The sequence below is a fragment of the Runella sp. CRIBMP genome, from assembly GCF_009905605.1.
Lineage (GTDB): Bacteria > Bacteroidota > Bacteroidia > Cytophagales > Spirosomataceae > Runella.
Genome location: NZ_JAAAKZ010000001.1, coordinates 607,859 through 631,732 on the forward strand (window position 1 = coordinate 607,859; position 23,874 = coordinate 631,732).

At 46.6% G+C, this 23,874-nt stretch carries 19 protein-coding genes; 13 read left to right on the forward strand and 6 right to left on the reverse strand.

Annotated elements, in window-relative coordinates:
• Positions 1-82 precede the first annotated feature (82 nt).
• The 3 genes from GVN20_RS02600 to GVN20_RS02610 all read right to left on the reverse strand — a co-directional run bounded on the left by GVN20_RS02600 (position 83) and on the right by GVN20_RS02610 (position 5,294).
• On the reverse strand, positions 83-2,524 hold the full coding sequence (locus GVN20_RS02600) for a ribonucleoside-diphosphate reductase subunit alpha (protein ID WP_166556824.1): 2,442 nt from the start codon (positions 2,522-2,524) through the stop codon (positions 83-85).
• A gap of 447 nt (positions 2,525-2,971) precedes the next feature.
• A complete protein-coding gene (locus tag GVN20_RS02605) occupies positions 2,972-4,258 on the reverse strand; it encodes a molybdopterin molybdotransferase MoeA (protein ID WP_229598948.1) in 1,287 nt (428 codons plus the stop codon).
• Positions 4,173-5,294, reverse strand: coding sequence for an XdhC family protein (locus GVN20_RS02610; protein WP_166556826.1), 1,122 nt, complete (start codon positions 5,292-5,294; stop codon positions 4,173-4,175). The genes GVN20_RS02605 and GVN20_RS02610 overlap by 86 nt, the downstream gene beginning before the upstream one ends.
• 130 nt (positions 5,295-5,424) lie before the next feature.
• Here GVN20_RS02610 and GVN20_RS02615 point away from each other — a divergent pair, with 130 nt between their 5' ends.
• The 5 genes from GVN20_RS02615 to GVN20_RS02635 all read left to right on the forward strand — a co-directional run bounded on the left by GVN20_RS02615 (position 5,425) and on the right by GVN20_RS02635 (position 13,480).
• Positions 5,425-6,012 (forward strand): TIGR00730 family Rossman fold protein, encoded by a 588-nt coding sequence (locus GVN20_RS02615; RefSeq protein ID WP_166556827.1) that lies wholly within the window; start codon positions 5,425-5,427, stop codon positions 6,010-6,012.
• Between the two features lie 89 nt (positions 6,013-6,101).
• Positions 6,102-7,562 (forward strand): UDP-N-acetylmuramoyl-L-alanyl-D-glutamate--2,6-diaminopimelate ligase, encoded by a 1,461-nt coding sequence (locus GVN20_RS02620; RefSeq protein WP_166556828.1) that lies wholly within the window; start codon positions 6,102-6,104, stop codon positions 7,560-7,562.
• 349 nt (positions 7,563-7,911) lie between these two features.
• On the forward strand, positions 7,912-10,836 hold the full coding sequence (locus GVN20_RS02625) for an FAD-binding and (Fe-S)-binding domain-containing protein (protein ID WP_166556829.1): 2,925 nt from the start codon (positions 7,912-7,914) through the stop codon (positions 10,834-10,836).
• A gap of 293 nt (positions 10,837-11,129) precedes the next feature.
• Complete coding sequence (locus tag GVN20_RS02630; protein WP_206023181.1) at positions 11,130-12,029, forward strand: 1,4-dihydroxy-2-naphthoate polyprenyltransferase; 900 nt, start codon at positions 11,130-11,132, stop codon at positions 12,027-12,029.
• 110 nt (positions 12,030-12,139) lie between these two features.
• Positions 12,140-13,480 carry a tetratricopeptide repeat protein gene (locus GVN20_RS02635; protein ID WP_166556830.1) on the forward strand — a complete coding sequence of 447 codons (1,341 nt, stop codon included), beginning with the start codon at positions 12,140-12,142 and terminating at the stop codon, positions 13,478-13,480.
• 83 nt (positions 13,481-13,563) lie between these two features.
• On the opposite strand, the gene GVN20_RS02640 is transcribed toward GVN20_RS02635, so the two are convergent.
• Positions 13,564-14,334, reverse strand: a complete 771-nt coding sequence (locus tag GVN20_RS02640) for an AMP nucleosidase (protein ID WP_166556831.1) — start codon at positions 14,332-14,334, stop codon at positions 13,564-13,566.
• A gap of 80 nt (positions 14,335-14,414) precedes the next feature.
• On the opposite strand from GVN20_RS02640, the gene GVN20_RS02645 reads away from it, so the two are divergent.
• Complete coding sequence (locus GVN20_RS02645; RefSeq protein WP_166556832.1) at positions 14,415-14,864, forward strand: type I restriction enzyme HsdR N-terminal domain-containing protein; 450 nt, start codon at positions 14,415-14,417, stop codon at positions 14,862-14,864.
• Between the two features lie 4 nt (positions 14,865-14,868).
• On the opposite strand, the gene GVN20_RS02650 is transcribed toward GVN20_RS02645, so the two are convergent.
• Entirely contained in the window at positions 14,869-16,497 is a 1,629-nt protein-coding gene (locus tag GVN20_RS02650; RefSeq protein ID WP_166556833.1) for a CotH kinase family protein, read from the reverse strand.
• A gap of 176 nt (positions 16,498-16,673) precedes the next feature.
• Here GVN20_RS02650 and GVN20_RS02655 point away from each other — a divergent pair, with 176 nt between their 5' ends.
• The 7 genes from GVN20_RS02655 (at position 16,674) to GVN20_RS02685 (ending at position 22,839) form a co-directional block, all read left to right on the forward strand.
• The gene (locus GVN20_RS02655) at positions 16,674-17,135 is read left to right on the forward strand and encodes a ubiquinol-cytochrome c reductase iron-sulfur subunit (RefSeq protein ID WP_206023182.1); all 462 of its coding nucleotides are present in this window, start codon (positions 16,674-16,676) and stop codon (positions 17,133-17,135) included.
• A gap of 8 nt (positions 17,136-17,143) precedes the next feature.
• Complete coding sequence (locus tag GVN20_RS02660) at positions 17,144-18,193, forward strand: AMP-binding protein (RefSeq protein WP_166556834.1); 1,050 nt, start codon at positions 17,144-17,146, stop codon at positions 18,191-18,193.
• Positions 18,194-18,238: 45 nt separating this feature from the next.
• Positions 18,239-19,006, forward strand: a complete 768-nt coding sequence (locus GVN20_RS02665) for a hypothetical protein (protein WP_166556835.1) — start codon at positions 18,239-18,241, stop codon at positions 19,004-19,006.
• A gap of 37 nt (positions 19,007-19,043) precedes the next feature.
• On the forward strand, positions 19,044-20,426 hold the full coding sequence (locus GVN20_RS02670; RefSeq protein WP_166556836.1) for a HAMP domain-containing sensor histidine kinase: 1,383 nt from the start codon (positions 19,044-19,046) through the stop codon (positions 20,424-20,426).
• A 30-nt stretch (positions 20,427-20,456) separates the two neighbouring features.
• Positions 20,457-21,002 (forward strand): PH domain-containing protein, encoded by a 546-nt coding sequence (locus GVN20_RS02675; protein WP_166556837.1) that lies wholly within the window; start codon positions 20,457-20,459, stop codon positions 21,000-21,002.
• Positions 21,003-21,083: 81 nt separating this feature from the next.
• On the forward strand, positions 21,084-22,013 hold the full coding sequence (locus GVN20_RS02680; RefSeq protein WP_166556838.1) for a hydroxypyruvate isomerase family protein: 930 nt from the start codon (positions 21,084-21,086) through the stop codon (positions 22,011-22,013).
• Positions 22,014-22,083: 70 nt separating this feature from the next.
• Entirely contained in the window at positions 22,084-22,839 is a 756-nt protein-coding gene (locus GVN20_RS02685; protein WP_166556839.1) for a class I SAM-dependent methyltransferase, read from the forward strand.
• 55 nt (positions 22,840-22,894) lie between these two features.
• On the opposite strand, the gene GVN20_RS02690 is transcribed toward GVN20_RS02685, so the two are convergent.
• Positions 22,895-23,776: a helix-turn-helix domain-containing protein gene (locus GVN20_RS02690; RefSeq protein ID WP_166556840.1), complete on the reverse strand. Its 882-nt coding sequence runs from the start codon at positions 23,774-23,776 to the stop codon at positions 22,895-22,897.
• Positions 23,777-23,874 lie beyond the last annotated feature (98 nt).

Below are 23,874 nucleotides of genomic sequence, written 5' to 3' on the forward strand. Positions count from 1 at the left end.
ACATAAAAATAACAGCAGGCAATCAATTGTGTACAAAGATACAACGATTGATTGCCTGCTGTTGGAATGAAATCAGTAAGGATTATTTCTCGCCTTCTTTCTGCTCAGGCTTATCAAGCACATACTGACTTTCGGCCTGACTGTCGCGGGCGGCTGCCTGAGGGGCATTGTCCTGAGCGTATTTTTCATAGTTCAGTTCTTTCTCCTCAACGGCAGTAGTGACTGGCTCCAAAACAGCTTCGGCGTTTTTCTCCACCGTAATCTTAACCGCGTCAACGGCGGCTTGCGTACGGAGGTAGTACATTCCAGTTTTGAGTCCTTTTTTCCACGCATAAAAGTGCATGGAAGTCAGTTTGCCGTAGTTGGCATTGTCCATGAAAATATTGAGCGACTGCGACTGGCAAATGTACGCACCTCGGTCGGCGGCCATATCTACGATGGTCTTTTGTTTGATTTCCCAAGCAGTTTTATACAGTTCTTTGAGGTTGGCAGGTACTTCTTCGATTTTCTGTACCGAACCGTTGTGGGCCATGAGTTTGTTTTTCATGGAATCGTTCCACAAACCTTCTTTTACGAGGTCTTTCAAAAGGTATTTGTTGACGACGATAAATTCTCCCGACAATACCCGACGAACGTAAAGATTGGAGGTAAATGGCTCAAAACACTCGTTGTTGCCTAAGATTTGGCTGGTTGAAGCGGTTGGCATTGGAGCCAAAAGCAGCGAGTTGCGTACGCCAAATTTAACCACCTCTTTGCGCAATTTATCCCAATTCCAGCGTCCGCTTTTTGGCGTTACATTCCACATATCAAACTGAAAAATACCCTGCGAAATCGGCGAACCTTTCCACGTTTCGTACGGACCCTGCGTTTTGGCCAATTCCATAGAGGCCACTAGGGCACCATGGTAGATGGTTTCGTGAATGTCTTCGTTGAGGCGACGTGCTTCTTCTGATTCGAAAGGCATACGCATCATCAAAAATGCATCAGCAAGACCCTGAATACCAATACCGATGGGGCGGTGGCGCTTGTTGCTACGCTCGGCTTCTGGTACGGGGTAGTAGTTGAGGTCAATGATTTTATTAAGGTTTTTCGTCACTACTTTTGTAATGTCGAACAACTTCTCGTGGTTGAAATGCAAAAATCCGTCTTCTCCCTGTTCCACAAATTTTGGTAACGAGATAGAGGCAAGGTTACACACTGCCACTTCGTCGGGAGAGGTATATTCCATGATTTCGGTACACAAGTTCGACGACTTAATGGTACCCAAATTCTTCTGGTTTGACTTACGGTTGGCGTGGTCTTTGTAAAGCATGTATGGCGTTCCCGTTTCGATTTGGGACTCCATAATGGCAAACCACAAATCCTGCGCTTTGATGGTTTTGCGGGCTTTGCCTTCACGTTCGTATTTTTCGTACAATTGCTCAAATTCATCGCCGTAAGTATCCGCTAATCCTGGGCACTCATGCGGGCAAAGCAATGACCATGTATCATTGGCTTCGACGCGCTTCATGAACAAGTCAGGAATCCACATGGCATAAAACAAATCGCGGGCACGCAGTTCTTCTTTCCCGTGGTTTCTCTTTAGGTCCAAAAACTCAAAAATATCGGCGTGCCAAGGTTCTAAATAAATAGCAAAAGAACCTTTGCGTTTTCCACCCCCTTGGTCTACATAACGAGCCGTATCATTAAACACTCGGAGCATCGGCACAATACCGTTTGAAGTACCGTTGGTGCCTTTGATGTAGCTTCCCGTAGCGCGGATATTGTGAATGCTCAAACCAATACCACCCGCCGACTGTGAAATCAACGCGCATTGTTTGAGGGTATCGTAAATGCCGTCGATGCTGTCGTCTTTCATGGTAAGTAAGAAGCAGCTCGACATTTGGGGCTTGGGAGTACCTGCGTTGAACAGGGTCGGGGTAGCGTGCGTAAACCAACGCTCCGAAAGGAGATTGTAGGTTTCAATGACGGAGTCAATATCCTCCAAGTGAATCCCTACCGCTACCCGCATGAGCATGTGTTGAGGGCGTTCGGCAATCTTGCCGTTCACTTTCAACAGGTATGATTTTTCGAGGGTTTTGTATCCAAAATAATCGTAACCATAGTCGCGGTCGTAGATGATGGTCGAATCCAGTAAGGCGGCGTGTTTACGAATAATATCGTGTGCTTCTTTTGAAATAAGCGATGCGTTTTCTCCCGTTTTTGGGTCTGTGTACGTATAAAGCTGCTTCATGGTCGCCGAAAATGATTTCAGCGTGTTTTTGTGAAGGTTTGAAATAGCAATACGGGCTGCCAGAATAGCGTAATCGGGGTGCTTAGTGGTCATAGAAGCAGCCGTTTCGGCGGCTAAAACATCCAACTGTGCGGTTGTGACGCCATCAAAGATGCCTCCTACTACTTTCTTGGCTACTTCAATCGGCTGAACATAAAGTGCGTCTAAGCCGTAGCACAATTTTTCGATGCGAGAGGTGATTTTGTCAAACTTGACCGATTCCCGGCGGCCATCACGTTTTATAACATACATAGACTTAAGAAATTATATGGGGTTAGCGATACCTTAGTTTGTGTTCTTTCTGAAAAATATAGTGCTTATTCGAGGGAGGCGATAATTGTTTCCCCACATTTCTCAAAACGTTAGGTATAGTCTGCGAAAATACAAATCTTTCCTGGCTCTCCACAACTCGACTTATCTCGTAGGCCGAGGAGAAATTTGAAAAATATAATCGTTATGTCACATTAAGAAATCGTTAACAAATTTGCTCTTAGCGGGTTACGCTAAGCGCGGGGGGGGTGGGGTTCGTTGAATATTTATACGAAAATTTTTTCGAATATTTTTACCCCAAACTTTTCAATCAAGAATCTGATAAATGGAAGAATTGTTTACAATTGTAAACAAAGATTTTGTTCATTCAAAATTTTCAGGCTACTTTTTTTGAAATAGTTATCAAGCGGTATCTGTTAAAAATCATATTCAATATCCATATCGCCATATTGGGAGTATTTCTCCTTTTTTAAACGTATTTTTTTCTTTTGGAAGCTCCAAAAATCCTTGATTATCAATAAGATTTGCGAAATCTCCAGAGCCGTGGCCCGTCAGAGGCCGAGCCATCAGCGTTGCTCCTTCCTGAAATAATTGTACCTGCAGGAAGTAGGTAAGGGGTGAATTATATACGTAATCGTCACATAGTGCAGCATACATATTATCCATTGCTGGAATCCCCAATGACTTGCGTAGCCACGGAATAAAATACCGACGAGCGCAGACAAAAGAAGAGACTGGGTTGCCGGGCAGAGCAAAAACGACGTTGTTGTTTTTGCGACCAAACCAAAACGGTTTGCCGGGCTGTTGGCTGAGTTTATGAAAATATTTTTCGACTCCTTCGGCTTGCAGTGCTTTAGGAATAAAGTCCTTTTTGCCCTGCGACACTCCCCCGCACAAAATCAGCACGTCGTACTGGCTAAGGGCGTTTTGAATGGCCTGTTGGGTGGCCGACAAATCGTCGGGAATATGGACAAAATCAACGTTGATGCGGTAGTCTTTCAACAGGGTAGCTATGCAATGCACGTTTGAACTGCGAATTTGGTGGGGCAGGGGTGTTTGCTCCACCGCCACCAGTTCGTCGCCTGAGGTGATGATGACCACCGATGGCAACTTTTTGACGGCAACTTGGACCGCCCCGATGCTGGCGGCAATTGCGATTTCGGGTGGACCCAAAAGCGTGTGAGGGTGGATAATAGCAGTACCCGCTCGGCGGTCTTCGCCCTGATAATGCACGTTTTGTCCTTCTCTTACGTCGGCGTTGAGTTGAGCAATGCCGTCTTTAATGGTAAAATCCTCGTACCGAATCACTAAGTCGGTGTTGATGGGCAACATTGCCCCTGTCATGACCTCAATGCAGGCGTTGGGGTCGGAAAGAGTGTGCTGTGTTTCGCCCGCGGTTTGGGTACTTTCGACCCGGAAAGCCCGTTGCCCATTGGCATAACTCTGCCATTGAATAGCAATGCCATCCATCGTGACGCGGTCAAACGGCGGAAAGTCACGGTCGGCTACGAGCGGCTCGGCCAATACCCGTCGGTGGGCGTCGGTAAAGGGCACATACTCGGTACCGTAGTCGATACTGTTTTCTAAAATGATGCGGGTGGCTTCCGTAACGGTGGTTAATTCCATAAAATCAGTCTCTTTCGTGAATGGGGGTAGTGCGTAAGCGCAAAGCTGCGCCGCTGCGGTCGGAGAAAACAGCCCTAATTTCGGCGACAATGGACAGGGCAATTTCTTCGGGCGAAATGGCGCCTATATCCAAACCGACAGGTGCGTGTATGCGTTCCATGTCGGTTTCCGAAATCTTAATTCCTTCTTGGGCCAGTTCGTCAAATATCTTTTCAGAACGTACGCGTGGCCCCAGCATTCCGACGTACGCAGCGGCCGTTTTCAGGACTTTGGGTAAATTGTATTTATCGGTTTTGAAATCATGCGACATCAAAATGGTGGCAGTATGCTCATCGATGAGAATCGAATCAAACTCGGCAGGAGTAACAATGGCATCGGCCAAGGAACTGAGCTTTTGCATGATTTTCTGCGGATTGGCCACCACCGTGGCTCGCCACCCGATTTCTTTGACCAGCCGGGCCAAGGGTAGCACGTCGTATTGGTGCCCCATCAAAACAAGGTGAACTTCGGGAGGGAGAATTTCAATGAATATTTCTATTTCACGCCCGTCGGCAAGGCCAAAGGTAGCGGGTCGTGAGCGGCCTTTTTGGGCGAAATTATGAATCGTTTTTTCAATGTTTTGCTGTAAGCCGCGGTCGCCAAACACATTCAGACTTTCTGACCCAGTATAGCGAACCATGCTACCCGCTCGCAAATCATTGTATTCATCCTCCAAACCAATGATGGTCAGTAAAATATGCGTTTGACGGCGCTCGGCCATGCAGCTTTTCAGAATTTCAACGGGATTGTTAGGGTTGCCGATTTCTAAGGGCGAAAGCAGTACGTCGATAACGCCATTACAGCCCAATCCTACGCCGATTTGGTGTTGGTCGTCTTCGGTGGTATCGTAGGTCACCAAACTCGGCTGAGATTTGGCCATGGCCAGCCGGGCGCGTTTGAGGGCGTCGCCCTCCAAACAGCCGCCGCTTATACCGCCCACCCACACGCCATCGTCCATGACCAGCATTCGTGCGCCCGTGCGTCGGTAAGAAGAGCCTTCGACGCGCACCACGGTTGCGATGGCAGCTTTGGTTTTTTCAGGATTTAAGTGATCGTACGCGTCAATGATTGCTTTCAGCTCTTTCATGCTTTTATATAAATCTATCTTGTCAGATTCACAACAAAAATAGTTTTTTCGTTCCTTTCAGCAATGACCTCCGTTAGTATTGGTCAAATTCGTTCCCGATATTTGCGCTCAAAAGCATATTCTTTCAAACATGAAATCAATCGTTGTGTATTGTGGTTCCAACGCGGGCAAGCGTCCTGAATATCTCCAATTGGCTACGGAAGTAGGTCTGGCTATGGCCAAACGGGGCATTAATTTAGTGTACGGAGGCGGCAACCTTGGCCTGATGCGGGCCGTGGCCGACGGCACGTTGGCGGGCGGCGCACAGGTGACGGGCATTATTCCTAATTTTTTGGCGGAGTTGGAAGTAGCCCACCAAACCCTCACCGAAATTCATTTTGTGGATACAATGCATGAGCGCAAAGCCAAGATGGTGTCTTTGTCGGATGGCGTTATTAATTTGCCAGGTGGCTACGGAACCCTCGACGAGATGTTCGAGATTTTGGCCTGGGCGCAGTTGAAAATTTTTCACGGGCCGGTAGGTGTCCTCAATTACAACGGTTTTTACAACAACTTGTTGGCGCACCTAGAGGTAATGGTAGAAGAAGGGTTTCTTAAACCTGAAAACCGCGATTTGTTGATTGTTGCCGACAATATTGAGGATTTGTTGGATAAAATGCAGGCCTTTGTGCGCAAAGAAAGTAAGTTGGAGCTGAAAAATATTCAGCGGGAGAAGTGAGGATATGAGTGAGTGCTGTTGGTTTCTCAAAACCAACCCAGAGGATTCTGAAATCCTCGTTTTTTAAAACTAAAAGAACGCAGTTAAAGATGTCAAAGACGCTTCAAGAAATATTGGCGGGTGTTCCAATCCTTTTGGTGATTGGAAATACTGATACCGAAATCAAAAGTATCGAATTCGACTCGCGGCGCGTAGCTGCGGGCTCATTGTTTGTGGCTCAAAAAGGCACGCAAGTAGATGGGCATCAGTTTATTTCGAAAGTGATTGAAATGGGTGCATCGGCGATTTTGTGTGAAGACCTACCCGCTGATTTGGCCGATGGAATCACTTACATTCATGTGGCAGATTCTGCCCGTACGATGGGCTTTTTGGCGGCCAATTTTTACGATAATCCTTCGTCAAAACTCAAATTGGTGGGTGTAACGGGTACCAATGGCAAAACTTCGACCGTGACGCTTTTGTTCAAGCTGTTTCGTCAATTGGGCTATCGTGTGGGGCTCCTTTCAACGGTACAAAACCAAATTGATGATGACGTTATTCCGTCTACGCACACCACGCCCGACTCGGTCAAAATCAATGAATTACTAGCCGAAATGGTACGGCGTGGCTGTACGCATTGTTTTATGGAAGTGAGCTCTCACGCTGTGGCGCAAGAGCGTATTGCGGGGTTACTATTTTCGGGTGGTATTTTTACCAATATCACTCATGATCACCTTGATTTTCATAAAACGTTTGACAATTACATCAAAGCCAAAAAAGGCTTCTTTGACCAGTTGCCCAAACACGCTTTTGCGCTCGTCAATATCGACGACCGCCGGGGCGGGGTAATGGTGCAAAATACCGCAGCTCGCAAAGAAACCTATTCGCTCCAAACCATCGCAACTTTCAAAGGAAAGCTGCTTTCCGATAGCCTTTTTGGTCTTCAAATGGAAATTGATGGCAAAGAAGTTTGGTTTAAATTGATTGGTAAATTCAACGCTTACAATTTGTTGGGGGTGTATGGTGCGGCGTTGTTGTTGGGGGAGGACGAGGAGCAGGTTCTTACGGCTTTATCGGCAATTACTCCGCCACCGGGCCGTTTTGAGCAAGTTGTCAGCGCGGATGCCATCGTAGGAATCGTGGATTATGCCCATACGCCCGATGCCCTTCAAAATGTATTGGAAACCATCAATGAACTTCGTGAAGGCGACCAGCAGGTGATTACGGTCGTAGGCTGTGGCGGAAATCGTGATGCTACTAAGCGCCCCGAAATGGCGCGTATTGCGGGAGAATTGAGCACCCGAGTGATTCTTACGTCCGACAATCCGCGTAATGAAGAACCCATGGCGATTTTGGCGCAGATGGAAGTTGGAATCTCACCCGTGGATTATAAAAAAATGAAAGTCATCGAAGACCGCCGCGCGGCCATTCGTTATGCGGTATCGTTGGCGCAGCCGCACGACATCATTTTGGTAGCAGGTAAAGGCCACGAAACCTACCAAGAGATTAAGGGCGTAAAACACCATTTTGATGATAGGGAGGAGTTGAGGGAGGCATTTGAGGCAAGGTAACCATCAAGAAATTTTGATTCATTTTGTTGCCGAATTAGCCGCGAAACAGTGTGCGTATTTTTGCCAAAAAACAGGCGTAATTATCGGTTTTCCGATAATTTATCAGAAATTCTGATAAAAGTGAAAAATTACAAAGCTATTTTTCAAGCCTAAAACTATTTTAAAGGCTTCGGCGTTTATGTGTTATGTCTGTTTTGGTAAAAGCTTCGATCTTCTAAGGTCGGAGCTTTTGTTTTTTATTCTTCCCCTACTGAGGGCATTTCAATTGCCTGCGTTTAAAATCAAATTAGCATAACAAAAACAGAGGTCGTAAATTTGTGCTTTCGCTGAAGATTTCGAAAGCTCACCAATGACTCACCTACCACTTTCTGAATTAGCTCAACGCCTCAAAGGCGAACTTCATTACGACAGTACGATGCGTACGCTTTATGCCACTGATGCATCGGCGTACCGTGAAATGCCGCAGGCCGTGGCTATTCCCCAAGACATTGAAGACCTCAAAACGCTGATTTCCTTTGCGCGCAAACATCACACGTCGCTCATTCCACGCACCGCTGGAACGTCGTTGGCGGGGCAAGTTGTAGGGAATGGCATCGTGGTCGATGTGTCGCGGACGTTTACCAAAATACTGGAAATCAACCCAGAAGAACGTTGGGTGCGCGTGCAGCCGGGCGTGATTAGGGACGAACTCAACATGGCACTCAAGCCTTATGGCCTGTATTTTGGTCCCGAAACCTCTACTGCCAACCGCGCCATGATTGGTGGGATGGTGGGAAATAATTCCTGCGGCTCCAATTCCGTGGTTTATGGCTCTACCCGCGAACATTTATTGGAAGTGAAGGCATTGCTAGCTGATGGGAGTGAGGTCGTTTTTAACTCTTTGGCTTCTCAATCATTACCCAAAGAAGGACTCGAAGGAGCTATTTATGCTACAACATTTGAAATTCTCTCGAATTCTGAAAACCAAGCGGAAATCCGAAAGAACTTCCCCAAAAAATCCGTTGAGCGCCGAAATACTGGCTATGCCTTAGATATGCTGTTGGATTGTCAGCCCTTTACGGAAGATGGTCCAGCGTTTAACATGTGTCGTTTGATTGCGGGGTCGGAAGGAACGCTTTGCTTTTTGACCGAAATAAAGCTCAACATTATTCCGCCACCGCCCAAAGCCCAGGGCTTGGTGTGTGCGCATTTTAATACCATCGACGAAGCCTTGCGCTCTACCATTACGGCGCTCAAATACAAGCCTCAGGCCGTAGAATTGATTGATAACTATATTCTGGAATGTGCGGCTGAGAATCCCGAGCAGAGTAAAAATGCCTTCTTTGTGAAGCGGAAGGCCGACGGTTCGTTTCCCATTATTTTAGTGGTGGATGTCTCCCAAAATACCAAAGAAGAAGTAGAAGCCGTTGCTGCCGAATTGATTGCGGATTTTGAAAAGCAAGGCATCGGGTTTCATTATCCGTTGCTTCATGCCGATGATACCAAGAAAATCTGGACGCTTCGCAAAGCGGGTTTGGGGCTTTTGGCCAACTTGCCTGGCGACGAAAAAGCCGTTGCGGTCATCGAAGATACGGCCGTAGACGTGTACGACCAACCCGCGTATATTCGTGATTTTAACGAGATTCTGCACAAAAATGGCATGTCGGCGGTGCATTATGCCCACGCGGGCTCGGGTGAAATTCACCTGCGACCCATCATTAATCTCAAGACCAAAGAGGGCCACGCGCAGTTTCGGATGATTGCGGAGGAGATTGCGACCTTGGTTAAAAAATACGACGGTTCGCTGTCGGGTGAGCACGGCGACGGGCGTTTGCGTGGGGAGTTTATTCCGCAGATGGTGGGCCCCAAAAACTACGAATTGTTTAAAGAAATCAAACATACGTGGGACCCTTACAATATCTTTAACCCGAACAAAATTGTAGAAACGCCGCCGATGGATACGTTTCTGCGCTACGAAGCGGGGCAGAAAACGCCAGAGTTTAAAACCTATTTCCGTTATCCCGATCAAAATGTACTACAACACGCCGAGCAGTGTAACGGCTCAGGCGACTGCCGTAAAACGCAGCTCAGCGGTGGGACTATGTGCCCGAGCTTTATGGCAACCCGCAATGAGAAAGATACCACGAGGGCCCGGGCGAACGTGCTGCGCGAATTTTTGACACGTTCCGACAAAGCCAACCGCTTTGACCATAAAGAAATTAAAGAGGTATATGATCTCTGTTTGGCCTGCAAGGGCTGCAAAGGCGAGTGCCCGTCAAACGTAGATGTGGCGAAGCTAAAAATGGAGTTTTTGCAGCAATATTATGATATCAACGGCGTGCCGATGCGGTCATGGCTGGTGGGGAATTTCTCCAAAATGACGGGTATTGCCAGTTACATTCCGTGGGCATATAATCTGATTTTTAAGAATGCGCCGTTGCGCCGTATCGCTAATCAAGTGGTTGGTTTTCACCCTGATAGAACAATGCCATTGCTGCATGATACAACCCTGAAGTCATGGTTTAAGAAACACGTTGCAGAGAAGCAACCTCTTTCGTCTTTAAATCGACGGGTTTATCTTTTCTGCGACGAGTTTACGAATTATAACGACGTTGAAATCGGCAAGAAAGCCATTTTGCTTTTAGAAAAGCTGGGCTATGAAGTCATCATTCCCGACCATGCACCAAGCGCGCGCCCTCAGTTGTCGAAAGGTTTATTAAAAGATGCCAAAAAGATTGCGGAGCAAAATGTGCGCCTGCTTAAGGATTTAATTACCGAGCAAACGCCACTCGTAGGTGTTGAACCCTCTGCCATTTTGACTTTCCGCGATGAGTATCCTGACTTGGTCAGCGAAGAACTGATGGAAGCGGCGAAGCAATTGGCCCAAAATGCATTACAGTTTGATGAGTTTATGGCGCGTGAGATAGACGCAAAAAGAATAAGCAGTAAGCAGTTTACAGCCGACAGCAAAAAAATAAAGCTACACGGGCATTGTCAACAGAAAGCGATTGCTTCGATGGTACCGACAAAAAAGATGCTTTCGTTGCCCAAAAATTACGAAGTAACCCTTATTCCAAGTGGTTGCTGCGGCATGGCGGGAAGTTTTGGCTACGAAAAAGAGCATTATGATTTGTCCATGAAAATCGGAGAATTGGTATTATTCCCGACGGTTCGCAGCCAACCTGAAGAAGTGATTATTGCCGCGCCCGGAACGAGTTGCCGCCACCAGATTCATGATGGTACAGGGCGAACAGCGCTGCATCCGGTAGAAGTTTTGTGGGAGGCGGTGGTATAAAAAAACGTCGGCGAGGTTCAAGACCTCGCCGACGTTTGCGGAATAAAAACAAAAAATGGCAAACCGAGAATCTCACCGCTACGACCACCTACCCTTGCTTCGGTCAAGACCTGGGGGATTCAGCAGGAGCTGGTAGTTCCGATTTGCCGCTGCAAAATTAGGAAATTGTAAACAACGCACCAAAAAGTGCGGGGGAATTGTTAATAGTTAATTGTTAAACGTTTGACAATTAAGAGTTTAAAATTGAATAAAAACCCCTCATTGAGGGCAAAAGACTAAAAAGAGTGCATTAAATGATAAAACCTTGGATTGAAGCAGCACGTTTGCGGACGCTGCCTTTAGCGTTATCGAGTATATTGATGGGCTGTTTTTTGGCGGCAGCGCACGAAAAATTCAGTTGGACCATTGCCATTCTGGCTGTGGTAACCACGATTTGTTTGCAGGTACTTTCAAATTTTGCCAACGACTATGGCGATACCGTCAACGGAAAAGACACCGAAGCCCGGCAAGGTCCGCAACGAACGGTGCAATCGGGCGCAATCTCAGTAGATGCCATGCGAAGGGCCATCATCGTTTTCTCCGTAATTTCCTTGGTGAGTGGAATCGGACTGTTGTATGAAGCCCTCAAAGATGCTACTTGGCAAACGTTTGCGGCTTTTTTGGGATTAGGCGTTTTGGCCATTATTGCGGCAATCACCTACACGGCGGGCAAGCGCCCGTACGGATACGCTGGCCTAGGAGATGTGTCGGTACTGATTTTCTTTGGATGGGTGGGAGTATTGGGTGTTTACTATTTACATACCAAAACGTTTGATTGGACGTTGCTTTTGCCGGCTACGAGTTGTGGTTTGTTTGCCGTGGGGGTCTTAAACATCAATAATATTCGTGATATTGAATCAGATACGTTGACAGGCAAGCGCTCGGTGCCCGTCAGACTAGGGCGTGAGCGTGCGATTGTCTACCATTGGTTGTTGTTGGGAGGAGGAATGTTATGTGGTGTTTTGTACATGTTTTTCCATTTCGAGGCCCTTCCTCAATGGCTTTTTTTGTTGAGCTTTCCTTTATTTATTCGTAATGGTTTGGCGGTAAGTCGTTTAAAAAATCCGCGTGAATTAGACCCGTATTTAAAACAGATGGCGCTCTCTACCTTGTTGTTTGTGGTGCTCTTCGGAGTAGGGTATTGGGTTGGGTAGTATGCCTTTTACTGGAAAATAATTTTGGTGCCAAGTTGGAAAAACGTTTAAAATTTAGGTAGTTTTGATGGCTGAATCCCTGTTCACCTTCTAATTTTACCCCTTTTACAATGAAAAAAAATCCTATTTTGTTATTTGTTTTTTCCCTGTTTCTGGTATTCCCAACTCTTGTAAAAGCCCAAAAAACTGCGGCTGAGTTTTTTGAAGAAGGAGTGACAAAAAGTAAAGCGGGAGATTTTATGGCGGCATTGCAGGCGTTCAATCAGGCCATTTCTATGAGTCCAGAAAATGCCCCCAGCTACTACAACCGTGCCATGGCAAAGGCCAACCTAAAAGACAATCGAGGCGCCATTTTGGATTTTGATCGTTCGATTGAACTTAACCCTAAATATTCAGACGCTTATTTATACCGTGGAATCAGCAAGGCTAAGCAAGATGACTTTCGCTCGGCTATTCAGGATTTCTCGAGGTCTATTGAATTAAACCCTGATGACTCTCAGGGATATTATCAGCGGGGAATCAACCGTTCTCGCCTTGAAAATTACCGGGGGGCGTTGCAAGATTTGAACCGCACAGTGGAGTTGGAGCCCAACAACGCGGGGGCACTGTATGCAAGAGGAAACGTAAAATTGAAACTTGAAGATTTTACCAGCGCATTAACCGACTTTTCGCGGGTGATTGACCTCACGCCCAAAAGCCCGTCGGCTTTTGCAGGTCGGGGATATGCTCGGATTAAATTGAATGATTTTAACGGCTCCGTGGCGGATTATTCAAAAGCCATTGAGCTAAAACCAGATGAGGCTGAGTCGTTTTATAACCGAGGATTTTCGCGGAGTAAATTAGAAAAATACGAAGAAGCCATTGCCGATTTTGACCAAGCTATCACGCTCGATCCTCAAAATCACCGGGCCTATTACGGTCGTGGGTTTTGTAAAAGTAAATTAGGAAACCAACGCGATGCCATCAGCGATTTAAACAAAGCGGTTGATCTTAACAATACACCGACGGATTCGAAAGTAGTGTATGCTGGACGAATTTCGCGTACTATATTGGATGAACTGAGAGGCGTGGTGCAAGAGCGCAACAAAATTAATGAACTGTCGACTGAGCGTTCGGAAGCGCTTTTTGCAAGAGCAGTGGGTAAAAACAAACAAGGAGACGGTAAGGGTGCCATCGTAGACTTAAACCGAGCCATTGAATTAAACCCTACTTACTACGAAGCGTATTTTACGCGGGGAATGGTAAAATCGGCGATGGGCGACCAGCGCGGTGCTGTTTTGGATTGTACAAGTGCTTTGAAACTTAACCCTAAATACGCCGAAGCATATTATGTACGCGGCCTAATCAAGCACAGCCTTGGCGACGAAAACAGCGGTTGCATGGACCTCTCGAAAGCGGGAGAATTGGGTTATACGCAAGCCTATAAAGTAATCAGCGATTATTGTAATTAATAGCAAAGCCTTGTAGGTTTATATAACAAAAGCGCAATCGGAGTTCCCGGTTGCGCTTTTGTATGAAGGGGCAAACGAATTTTTTACTCAAACCGTAAGTGCTTCACTGATTCGCCCGAACTGGCCAATTCGATGAGAGAATCAATACCGATTTGCAGGTGGCGTTCCACAAATGTCGAGGTTACTTTTTTGTCGCTTTCTTCGGTTTTTACTCCTTCTGGAACCAACGGGTTATCAGAAACCAGCAGCAATGCCCCGTGTGGTATCTGATTCACAAAACCGACCGTAAAGATGGTAGCGGTTTCCATGTCAATGGCCATGGTACGGATTTCGCGCAGATAATCTTTAAACACTTCGTCGTGTTCCCAAATGCGGCGGTTGGTGGTGTACACCGTGCCAGTCCAATAGTCCAGTTCGTGCTGTTTTATCACCGAGGAGACGGCGCGTTGTAAGCGAAACGAAGGCAGCGCTGGGATTTCAGGGCGCATGTAATCGTTGCTGGTTCCTTCGCCGCGAATGGCCGCAATGGGGAGCACTAAATCCCCGATTTGCGTCTTTTTCAGCCCGCCACATTTTCCTAAAAACAATACTGCTTTGGGCGAAACCGCCGACAGCAAATCCATGACCGTGGCGGCCATGGCGCTACCCATTCCGAAATTGATGATGGTGATATTGTTGGCAGTGGCGGTTTGCATGGCGCGGCCCTGACCCTGTATTTCTACGCTGTATCTGTCGGCAAACATCTGTACGTAGTTGATAAAATTGGTCAACAGGATGTATTCTCCAAACGATTCAAGCGGAGTGCCTGTGTAGCGGGGGAGCCAATTTTCTACGATTTCTTCTTTGGTTTTCATTAGTTTTGTTGTTGATTTCTGGGAAGGATAGGTTAAAAAAAAGATTTGTAAGAATCAATGTCTTACAAATCCCGCAAAAGATGGTACAGTTAAATTTGCCCGCCTTTGAGTACAAAGTTACAAAAATCGGCGAAAAACCCTACATTTTCGACATCATACGGCGCAAATACGTGGTGATAACGCCCGAAGAATGGGTGCGCCAACACGTCTTGCATTGGCTCATGGGCGAGCATCGTTTTCCGAAAGCCCTGATTCGGACCGAAAGCGGCTTAACCTATCACCAGTTGGCCAAACGCACCGATATATTAATTTATGACCGCGAAGGGGTTCCCTTTTTATTGGTGGAATGCAAAGCCCCGCACATCTCGCTCAACGACGTGGTTTTTGAACAGGCGATTCGCTATAATTCCATTTTGAAAGCCCGCTACGTATTGATAAGCAACGGAATGGATTATTTTGTTTTTGAAGTAAAAGACGGGCAGGCTTTTTTGTTGGATACCATTCCTTCTTACGCGGCGGGCATCGAATAACCGTTTATCGTTTCATCATTTTCTTCTGAAGCACTTCTCGGGGCGTATGGATGCGTAAAATATACGTGCCTGAAGGTCCTGTTATGGGCAATGAAATTTCGTTCTTGGCATGTTCCAGAAAATGAAGTTTGGTATCAAGCAACCGACCGTTTATGTCAAATACTTCTGTCAATATCTCCATCGGTCGCGGGGTTTTTAGTACCAATCGAGCTTGTTCTGAAAAAGGGTTGGGGGCCAATTCTACGCTGATTTCGGTAGCTGCTGGGCTAGGGTCGATAGACGTCAGCGTACCGGGCATGGAGGCATCAAGCCACGCTAGTCGGGCCGAAAGCCAGTTTTTTAGCTCATTGATTTCGCCTTGCCAAGTGGTAGGAACAGGCTTAGGGTTAGGCCAAAGATATACCCCCAAAACGGGCCACCGCTGAAAATTACGCTGTTGGGAGGATTGTAACGTAGTGGCTAGTGAGTCGATATAAACATTTAGGCGTTCGGTTTTCCACGGGCCCGCGCGCATCCGTTTGTATTCACCGTAAAGGGTATTGACAAAATAAGGGTCTTCCAACATGCGTTTCCACTGGAAAGGCATCAGCCAATTGTCGTCTGGGCAAATATCGCCGTAAAGATAGGCCCAGCCATAGGGTTGGTTGCCCTGGCAATAATCTACGTTGGCAAACGCCAAATCGTAATCCCAAGCTGGACCCGCTTTGATTTTTCCTTTTTTACTGTCGCGTTCTTTGTGAAAAAAACTGCTGATTCGGTACCCGTCTACGTTCTTGGAAGCTTCATTGACCAGAAATATCTGCGCAAATGAAAGTGGGTCAAAATAACGTCGATAGCCGTTGACGGAATCTCGAAATGTGGCCCCGTTGAGGGCTGATTCAGCGGTAGTGACGTAGTTTCGAAGATAGAGCCGTTGCTCACCCGTCATGTCGTCAAACTTCGGGTACTCGTACAAATACAGTGTACGTTGCCCGCGACTTGCTTTCAACGGCGGGATTTGAGAGTACCAACCCGCACTACCTCCTGAGCCAGTGGTTTTGTCGATTTTAAAGATATAGCCACCCGTGAGGGCATCACCGCTGTTGTCGGTGGTCGACATTTTGGTGATTCCGAGCCGCCCGTTGCTGCGTTTTATCTTTTCCATCAATACATAAATGCCTTCATAACGACCGTTTAGGACCAGTTCTACGTAGTGGGTTCGGCTGGCGTACATTCCTAAATCATTGGCCATCTTCATTGCCAACACATTGTGAATAAGGCTTTTCTCGTTGTAAGATGCAAACAAAATCCAATCTTCGTTTTTGGGCATTCCCAACAGCGCTACTTCTTTGTTTTCGCCTTGTGCGTCGCGGAGCTCAAAACCGTACGATTTTTTGGGGAACATCTGCGACGAAGAACCACGAAATTCAATGCCAGCAAATCCGTCGTATACGTTGGGGGCGTCGGTGAGGGAGGTAATTTTGTCGGGACCGTTGTAAATGATTTTTATCTTGACGGTTGTTTTGGGTTCATCTACAATGGTTCGCCCTTCCGTCTCAATCATCACAATCGGTAAGTTGGTAGAATAAAAACCTTGGGCATAAATACTGCCTTGAAACAACAGCCAACCGCACAATCCAATCAATTTTTTCATTTTTACAATCTTTTTTGCCCCCTTACGTTTCCATAGGTAATTAGTGAATAAATGTAAGAAAACAACCTTTTATTTGTTAAAACAGCATCGTTTTTGTTTAAAATAGGTTACTGTTAAACGCATTTAAACAGAGAATGTTTAATTAGAAAACGTGAATGTATAAAACTCATTAACAAATGATTACGCAGCAAAAAACGACGGTTATGGACCGGAAAGAATTTTTCAAACTGGTTGGAGTAAGTGTAGGCGCCATTGTATTACAACAATGTTTGTCGGGGTGCAGTACTGGAGGAACCGATGATCCCAAGCCAGGTGATGAAACGCCGACGAATGATTTTACGCTGAATGTTAACGACCCCAATTATACCGCCCTCCGTACCGCGGGTGGATTTATTCGCTACAAGGGAATCATCATTGCGCGTACTTTGCAGGGAGCCGTCATTGCGGTTTCTCAGGCATGTACCCACGAAGGAACTCCCGTAAATTATGTAAGTTCAAACAGTACCTTTGTGTGCCCAAATCACGGGTCGGTTTTTACGGACAGAGGGGCCGTGCAGACTGGCCCCGCCACCAAGCCGCTTACATCGTATAAAACCTCCTTTGATGCCTCTACGGGGGTGGTTGAGGTTATTGTTTAAAAGTGAGAATGTATTACGAAATTCATCCCGCAAAAATACTGCAAACTCCCGCGCCCAATGACCCGTATTTTCGGCAGGCGTGGGAGTTTTGTCGTGATTGGGCGTTGGAGAAAACAGCTTTTGTTCTTCATACCTCGGGGTCTACGGGGCAGCCCAAGCCCATTATGCTTACGCGCGCTCAAATGAAGGCCAGTGCCCGTATGACTGCGCAAGCACTGGGGTTGCAGGAAGGAAATGCCGCGCTCGTTTGCTTAAACGTGGCCTACATTGCAGGCACAATGATGCTCGTGCGGGGCATGGAAATCGGCCTGACGATGTACATTGTATCGCCGTCTTCGCAGCCGTTTGAGGCATTGCCCGAAGAAACCGACGTTGATTTTGCAGCATTTGTACCGCTTCAAATCGAAACCCTGTTGGAGAGTCAACCGTCACGCCTTGATTCATTGAAGGTGATTTTGGTTGGTGGAGCGGCGATAAGCGGGCCTTTATTGACGAAAATAAAAACCGTGCGAGCTTTGGTATTTAGCACCTACGGAATGACAGAAACCGTATCGCACGTGGCTTTACAACGCCTTAACGAGGCTATTGAAGCGGACAAATCGTACCAGTTGTTGACGGGAATAGAAGCTGCCGTTGATGAACGTAACTGTTTGCGAGTCAGGGGGGACGTGACCAACGGGGAATGGGTGCAAACCAATGATGTGGTCGTATTTACGGGTGAACGTCACTTTCAAATTGTGGGTCGGGCCGATAATATCATCAATAGTGGTGGTATAAAAATTCAGTTGGAAAAGGTAGAAAGGGCTTTTGAACAGGTTTGGAATCGCTCCACGCGGTATTTTGCGTGGTGGAAGCCCGACGAGCGTTTGGGTCAACGATTGATTTTAGTGCTTGAAACCTCGGAAGTGGTGGATGTAGAAGCCTTAAAAAAAGGGTTAGCTTTTTTCTTAAGCCCTTATGAAATCCCCAAGGAGCTGATTAGGGTGGAAAAATTTCGCGAAACTCCCACGGGAAAAGTAGATAAACGGGCTACCTTTGCAAGTACCCAATCGTTGTAAAGACTTGAAAAAGCGACGATTATTCACTCAATCAATCCCTGAAAAATGTCATTGTTTCGTCAGCTCACCATTCATTTTGAAACCTCGGCTCAATTGCCGCCGCCTTATTCATACCAATATGCATTAACGCTTACTCCCGTGGCGGAGCTTTTGCAGGTCGATTTGAAATTAACGTATACGCACCGCGACGAACTGGATGCCGATGAGATTGAAGCCGAGGGATTTACGGACAACGATGATTATCACTGGAAAGGGGAGTTGGACAAAGTATGGCGTGGCGAGTTGGAAAAATTGTTGGCTAAAACCCGTCTATCGGGAGGAATCATGCTCGACGATGAGCAGGATTTTTTGACTTTGGAGTGGCAAACGGAAAAACTCCAGCGGGGCCAGCCCGAAAACCTGAGCGACTGGCATTATTTTGCGCAGGAGCTATTGCAGGCCACCATCGAAACGTCGGGCAAAGAGCGCGCTTTTGAATTACACATTCTTGACGTGACGGCGCAGGGAACGGTGGAAGCTATTGTAACGGCCTCTTTCCGGACGCGCAGTGCCCAGATAAAACGCGTGGTGGATGGTGGCAAATCATCGCTTAGGTTTTATCCGTGGCAAGAATTGCCACATTTGATGGAGGTGCTCTATGCGCCCAATTGGCTCACTGATAACGCCGCCGCCCAAAAGCCTAAACGCAATGGGCTGTACTTCAATCCAGGTGATGAATTGTGGTATGAGTACAATAAACAGGTGGTTGAGCCTGGAAAAGGCGCTTCGACTTTGCCTAAATTAAAAAGCCTGATTGGCAAATTATTGAGTTGACCCTTCGTTGACCAACATTCTTTCGGCTGTATTTTTTATGAAAATCCGGACCAAAATAGCGCTTCAGTTTACGGCCATCATCGCGTTGATTTTGGCTACATTCTCAGCGTCGTTTTATTACATTGCCCAGCAAAACCGCAAAGATGAGTTTTTTGCGCGGTTGCGCGACCGGGCTTTGACGGATGCCAATTTGCTCATAAAAGTAGGTCCAATCAATACCAAACTGCTGAAACTTATTGACCAAGAAACGCTTTCTAAGCTATACGCCGAGAAAGTGTTGATGTTTAACGCCGACAATAAAGTTCTTTATGCCAGCTACAGTGCCGATAGTTTGGAAATTTATTACTTCTACAATCCTGAATTGTTGAAACGTGTACGTGAACGTAAGTACGTCGAAACCACCCGCGACAGCCTCGATGTGGTGGGCGTGATGTATACCGATGAAGAAAAAGGGGAGTTTGTGGTGATGGCTTCGGCGCAGGATTACATGGGCAAAATCCAGCTCGAAAAACTCAGGGAGTCATTGGTGTACAGTTTTTTGTTTGGTGTGCTGATTACTATTGTGTTAGGGTTCATCTTTGCGGGGCAGTCGCTCAAACCTATTTCGGCGATGAACAAGGAAATCAGTACAATTACGGCCTACAACCTTCGAAAACCGCTCAATGAAGGGAATCGACAGGACGAGATTGCCCAATTGGCCATCAATTTTAACCAGATGCTGGAGAGACTCGAAGAGTCGTTTGACTTACAGCGAAGTTTTGTGTCCAATGCTTCGCATGAATTGCGGACACCGCTGGCAGGATTGAAATCCGAAATTCAGGTCTCATTGGAAGAAGAGCGCACACCCGACGAATACCGTAAAGTGCTGCGCTCGGTGCTGAATGATACCCAACGGCTCATTCAGTTGACCAATGGACTGCTCCAATTGGCACAGTCCGAAAAGAAAGAGCGGTCCATCAGTTTTCAGGAAGTGCGGCTTGATGAGCTGATTTTTGAAACGCAGGAGGAGTTATTAAGCCTTCATAATGATTATCAGATAAACATTGATTTTGACGATATACCCGATTTAGAGCAAGATATTACCGTTTTGGGCAATGGCCCTCTCCTCAAAACCGTCTTCAGTAATCTGATTGACAATGCCTGTAAATATTCTTCCGAAAAACGGGCAGAAGTGCGCATTGGTTTCAACGACAAAAGTTGTTTCGTTCGGGTGATAGACAAGGGAATCGGGATTCCCGACGATGAAAAACAGCGCATTTTTGAGCCGCTTTACCGCGCCAAAAACGCCACGGCTTTTCGTGGGTACGGGATAGGACTGTCGGTTTGTCGGCGGATTGTGGACATGCATCGGGGCTCGATTCGGTTGCAGAGTGAGTTACACAAAGGCAGTACTTTTGAGGTAGTATTACCGCACGTTTAGTGATAAACTAATTTACTAACCCCCATACTCGTGGAAACTTCTGACAAATCTGTGTTCAAAGCTCAATTCAATGAGCTTGTCAAGCCCTACATGGTGCTCTACGTAGGCTCGCTCTTTTTCGTGACCGTCATCGGCATTGTGCTGCTGCCATTTTGGTTTTTGGGCGTAGGGCAGTGGTGGAGCCGCCATTACTACGACAAGCTGGAATGTGAACTCACCGAAACCGCCATTCGCTTCAAAAAAGGGATTTTGGTACAGGTGGAGAAAACCATACCGTTGGAAAACATTCAGGATGTGACCTTTGTAGAAGGACCATTGTTGAAGTATTTTCATTTGTGTATCCTCAAATTTGAAACGGCGGGTCAAAGTGCAGGTCAGGCCAATGATATGCAACTAGTTGGTATTATCAACGCGCAGGAGCTGCGTAACTTGATTTTATCGCAACGCCAAATACGAATGCAGGCCAAAAACACAGCCCCTGCCAATCCTGTTTCCGACAACGCAGCTGTGCTTCAGGAAATCAAAGAACTGTTGGCCGATATTAAGGGCATTATGCAGACCCAACGCGTTCAATAATTTGTTTCGATTAGAAAAACGCCCTCTATTGCTTTTGCAGTCAAATCGTTTATTCACTCAAACTTCCCAAACGACACAACTATGTTTCGTCGCGACTTTGTAAAATCTGCCCTTACGGCTACGGGAGCCACGTTGGTGGGTGGCACTGCTGCCGCTTTTAATACGGCCGCTCCCAAGGCAAAAAATAACTTTAAATTGGCGTATGCTCCCCACTTTGGGATGTTTAGCAACAGCGCCGGCAAAGACCCCATTGACCAGCTCAAATTCATGGCCGACAATGGCTTCATGGCCTTGGAAGACAACGGCATGATGGGAAAACCCGTAGAGCTGCAAACCAAAATTGGTGAAACACTGGCCAAATTGGGCATGACAATGGGCGTTTTTGTGGTAGATAAAGGCGGTAATTCTCAGAATACATTGGCGGCTGGTAAGCAAGCGCACGTCGACATTTTTCTGGATGGCTGCAAACGCGCCGTAGAGACGGCCAAGCGTTGCAACGCCAAATGGATGACGGTTGTGCCTGGCGATTTTGAGCGCAATCTCCCCATCGGTATCCAAACTGGCCATGTGATTGACGCTTTGCGTCGCGGAGCGGATATTTTGGCCCCGCACGGATTAACAATGGTGTTGGAGCCGTTGAGCGATAGCCCTAACTTGTTCTTGCAAACGTCTGACCAGACCTACGAAATCTGCCGCGCCGTCAATAGCCCCGCGTGTAAGATACTGTTTGACATCTACCACATGCAGAAAACCGAAGGGCACATTATTCCGCACATTGACTGGTGTTGGAGCGAAATCGGGTACTTCCAAATTGGTGATAACCCCGGCCGTAAAGAGCCAACTACGGGGGAAATCAATTACAAAAACGTGTTTAAGCACATTTATACCAAAATGAAGGCCAATAACCAAAACTTCATTTTCGGAATGGAACACGGCAACTCCAAGCCTGGCAAAGAAGGCGAAGAAGCTTTAATCAAGGCCTATATTGAGTCTGATAGCTTTACGGTATGATTTGCTAACTTTGGGGTCTATACTTCAACGATGGCGAGGCTTTAAGCCTTGCCATCGTTAATTTTACTGAATGAAATCACTTCTCAAAAATATTGTTGGCCCGACAGGCCGCAAAAAACTTAGGGCCGTTCAGGCTTCGACTCGAGCCGCCATTTACGGACTAGGTAATGAGGTCGAATGCCCGATTTGCGGCAGTACTTATAGTCAATTTCTTCCCTTCAACCGCCCCAATGCGTTGTGTTATACCTGCAAGTCGCTCGAACGGCATCGGTTGGTGTATTTGTATCTGAAAAATAAAACGGATTTTTTTGAGGGGCCCAAAAAAGTGCTGCATTTTGCGCCCGAAAAGTGCCTCCACGACGTCATTCGGCAATATCCCAACATTGACTACCAAACCGCCGATTTGATGACGACCTACATCGACGCCATCGGTGTCATGCCCGACCACGTCATGTCGGTGACCGACATCAAATTTCCTGACAATACCTTCGACGTCGTTATCTGCAATCACGTTTTTGAGCTCGTGCCCGACGATGCGCTCGGGATGCGCGAGATTTACCGGGTGCTCAAACCCAACGGCTACGCCATTATTCAGGGTGCGGTCAACAATAACCTTCCCCAAACCATCGAAACCCAAGACCTCAGTCCCGAAGAGCGCAAACGCATTGCGGGGGCGCACCAGCACGTCCGCCGCTACGGCCTCGACTACCGCCACCGCCTCGCCACTGCGGGCTTCCGCGTAGAAGTAAGCGACTACGTAAAAGAATTGGACTACAAACACTACGGACTCATGGCCGATGAGGAAGTGTATGTATGTTGGAAGTAGCCCGTTGGTCACCCTGAAAGGGGCTGAGATAGATGCTTACAGCATGATAATGCCACTACACCCTCCGATTATTCTTCCTGTACACACTTGGCGTTTGGCCCGTTACTTTTTTAAAGGTTCTGGAGAAGTACGCTAGGCTTTCGAAGCCCGTTTCGGTGGCAATTTCATTGAACGTTAAATCGGTGGTAATTATTAGAAATTGAGCCCGCTCGACGCGTTTTAGTTGGATGTAGGTGGCTGGGCGCTCGCCCGTACTTTCTTTGAAGATTCGGGAAAAATAATCAGCGTTTTGGTGGACTCTTTCGGCCAAAAACGTAACGGTTAAGTGGGTTTGAAGGTTTTGTTGAATATAGCGTATCGTTTCCGAGACTTTATAGGAGAGCGTGGTTTCGGAATCAGAACGAAAGTCTTCAGTGCCGATAAAACGGGAGAGTAATTGCAAGATAATGCCCTGCGTTTCGACGTAAGCCGACAGCGATACACGGTTGTTGAGCTCCTGAAATTCCTGAATGATGGGGCGTTTTTCGTACTCTTTTGGGTCAGTAGATTTGAATAAACCGCGCTCGGGGTTTAAGGTAATCAGGCGTTTGAAATGCCTAAAATCGTCACTCGTGGCGGGAACTTTAAATATTTTTCGGTTGCCTACAAAAAGAGAAACCTCATCGGAAGTTGATTCTAAAATATGCAAATAGTATTGGCTCAAATCACTAGGACAATAATAACTGCACTGTGTAAAACTCGGAATCAGGTATAAAAAATGGCCCTCAAGCGTAACGTTTTGAGTGGTATTGGAGAGCGTTCCATGACCTTCATTAATCAGATATAATCGGTAAAAAGGACTGATAATGTGCTTATAGTTCCAGCTTTTGTTCAACTGTACATAATCCACGTTGAGCAACGAAAAAGTGGAGTTAAAAGCAAATTTGTGCGTAGACATAGAACACTGGTGATAAGATTTTTAAGAAGAATTAGGTTGTTAAACCGCTTAAATGAGGATAACCATCAAAGTCAGTGTTCCATAAATTCAATCATAAA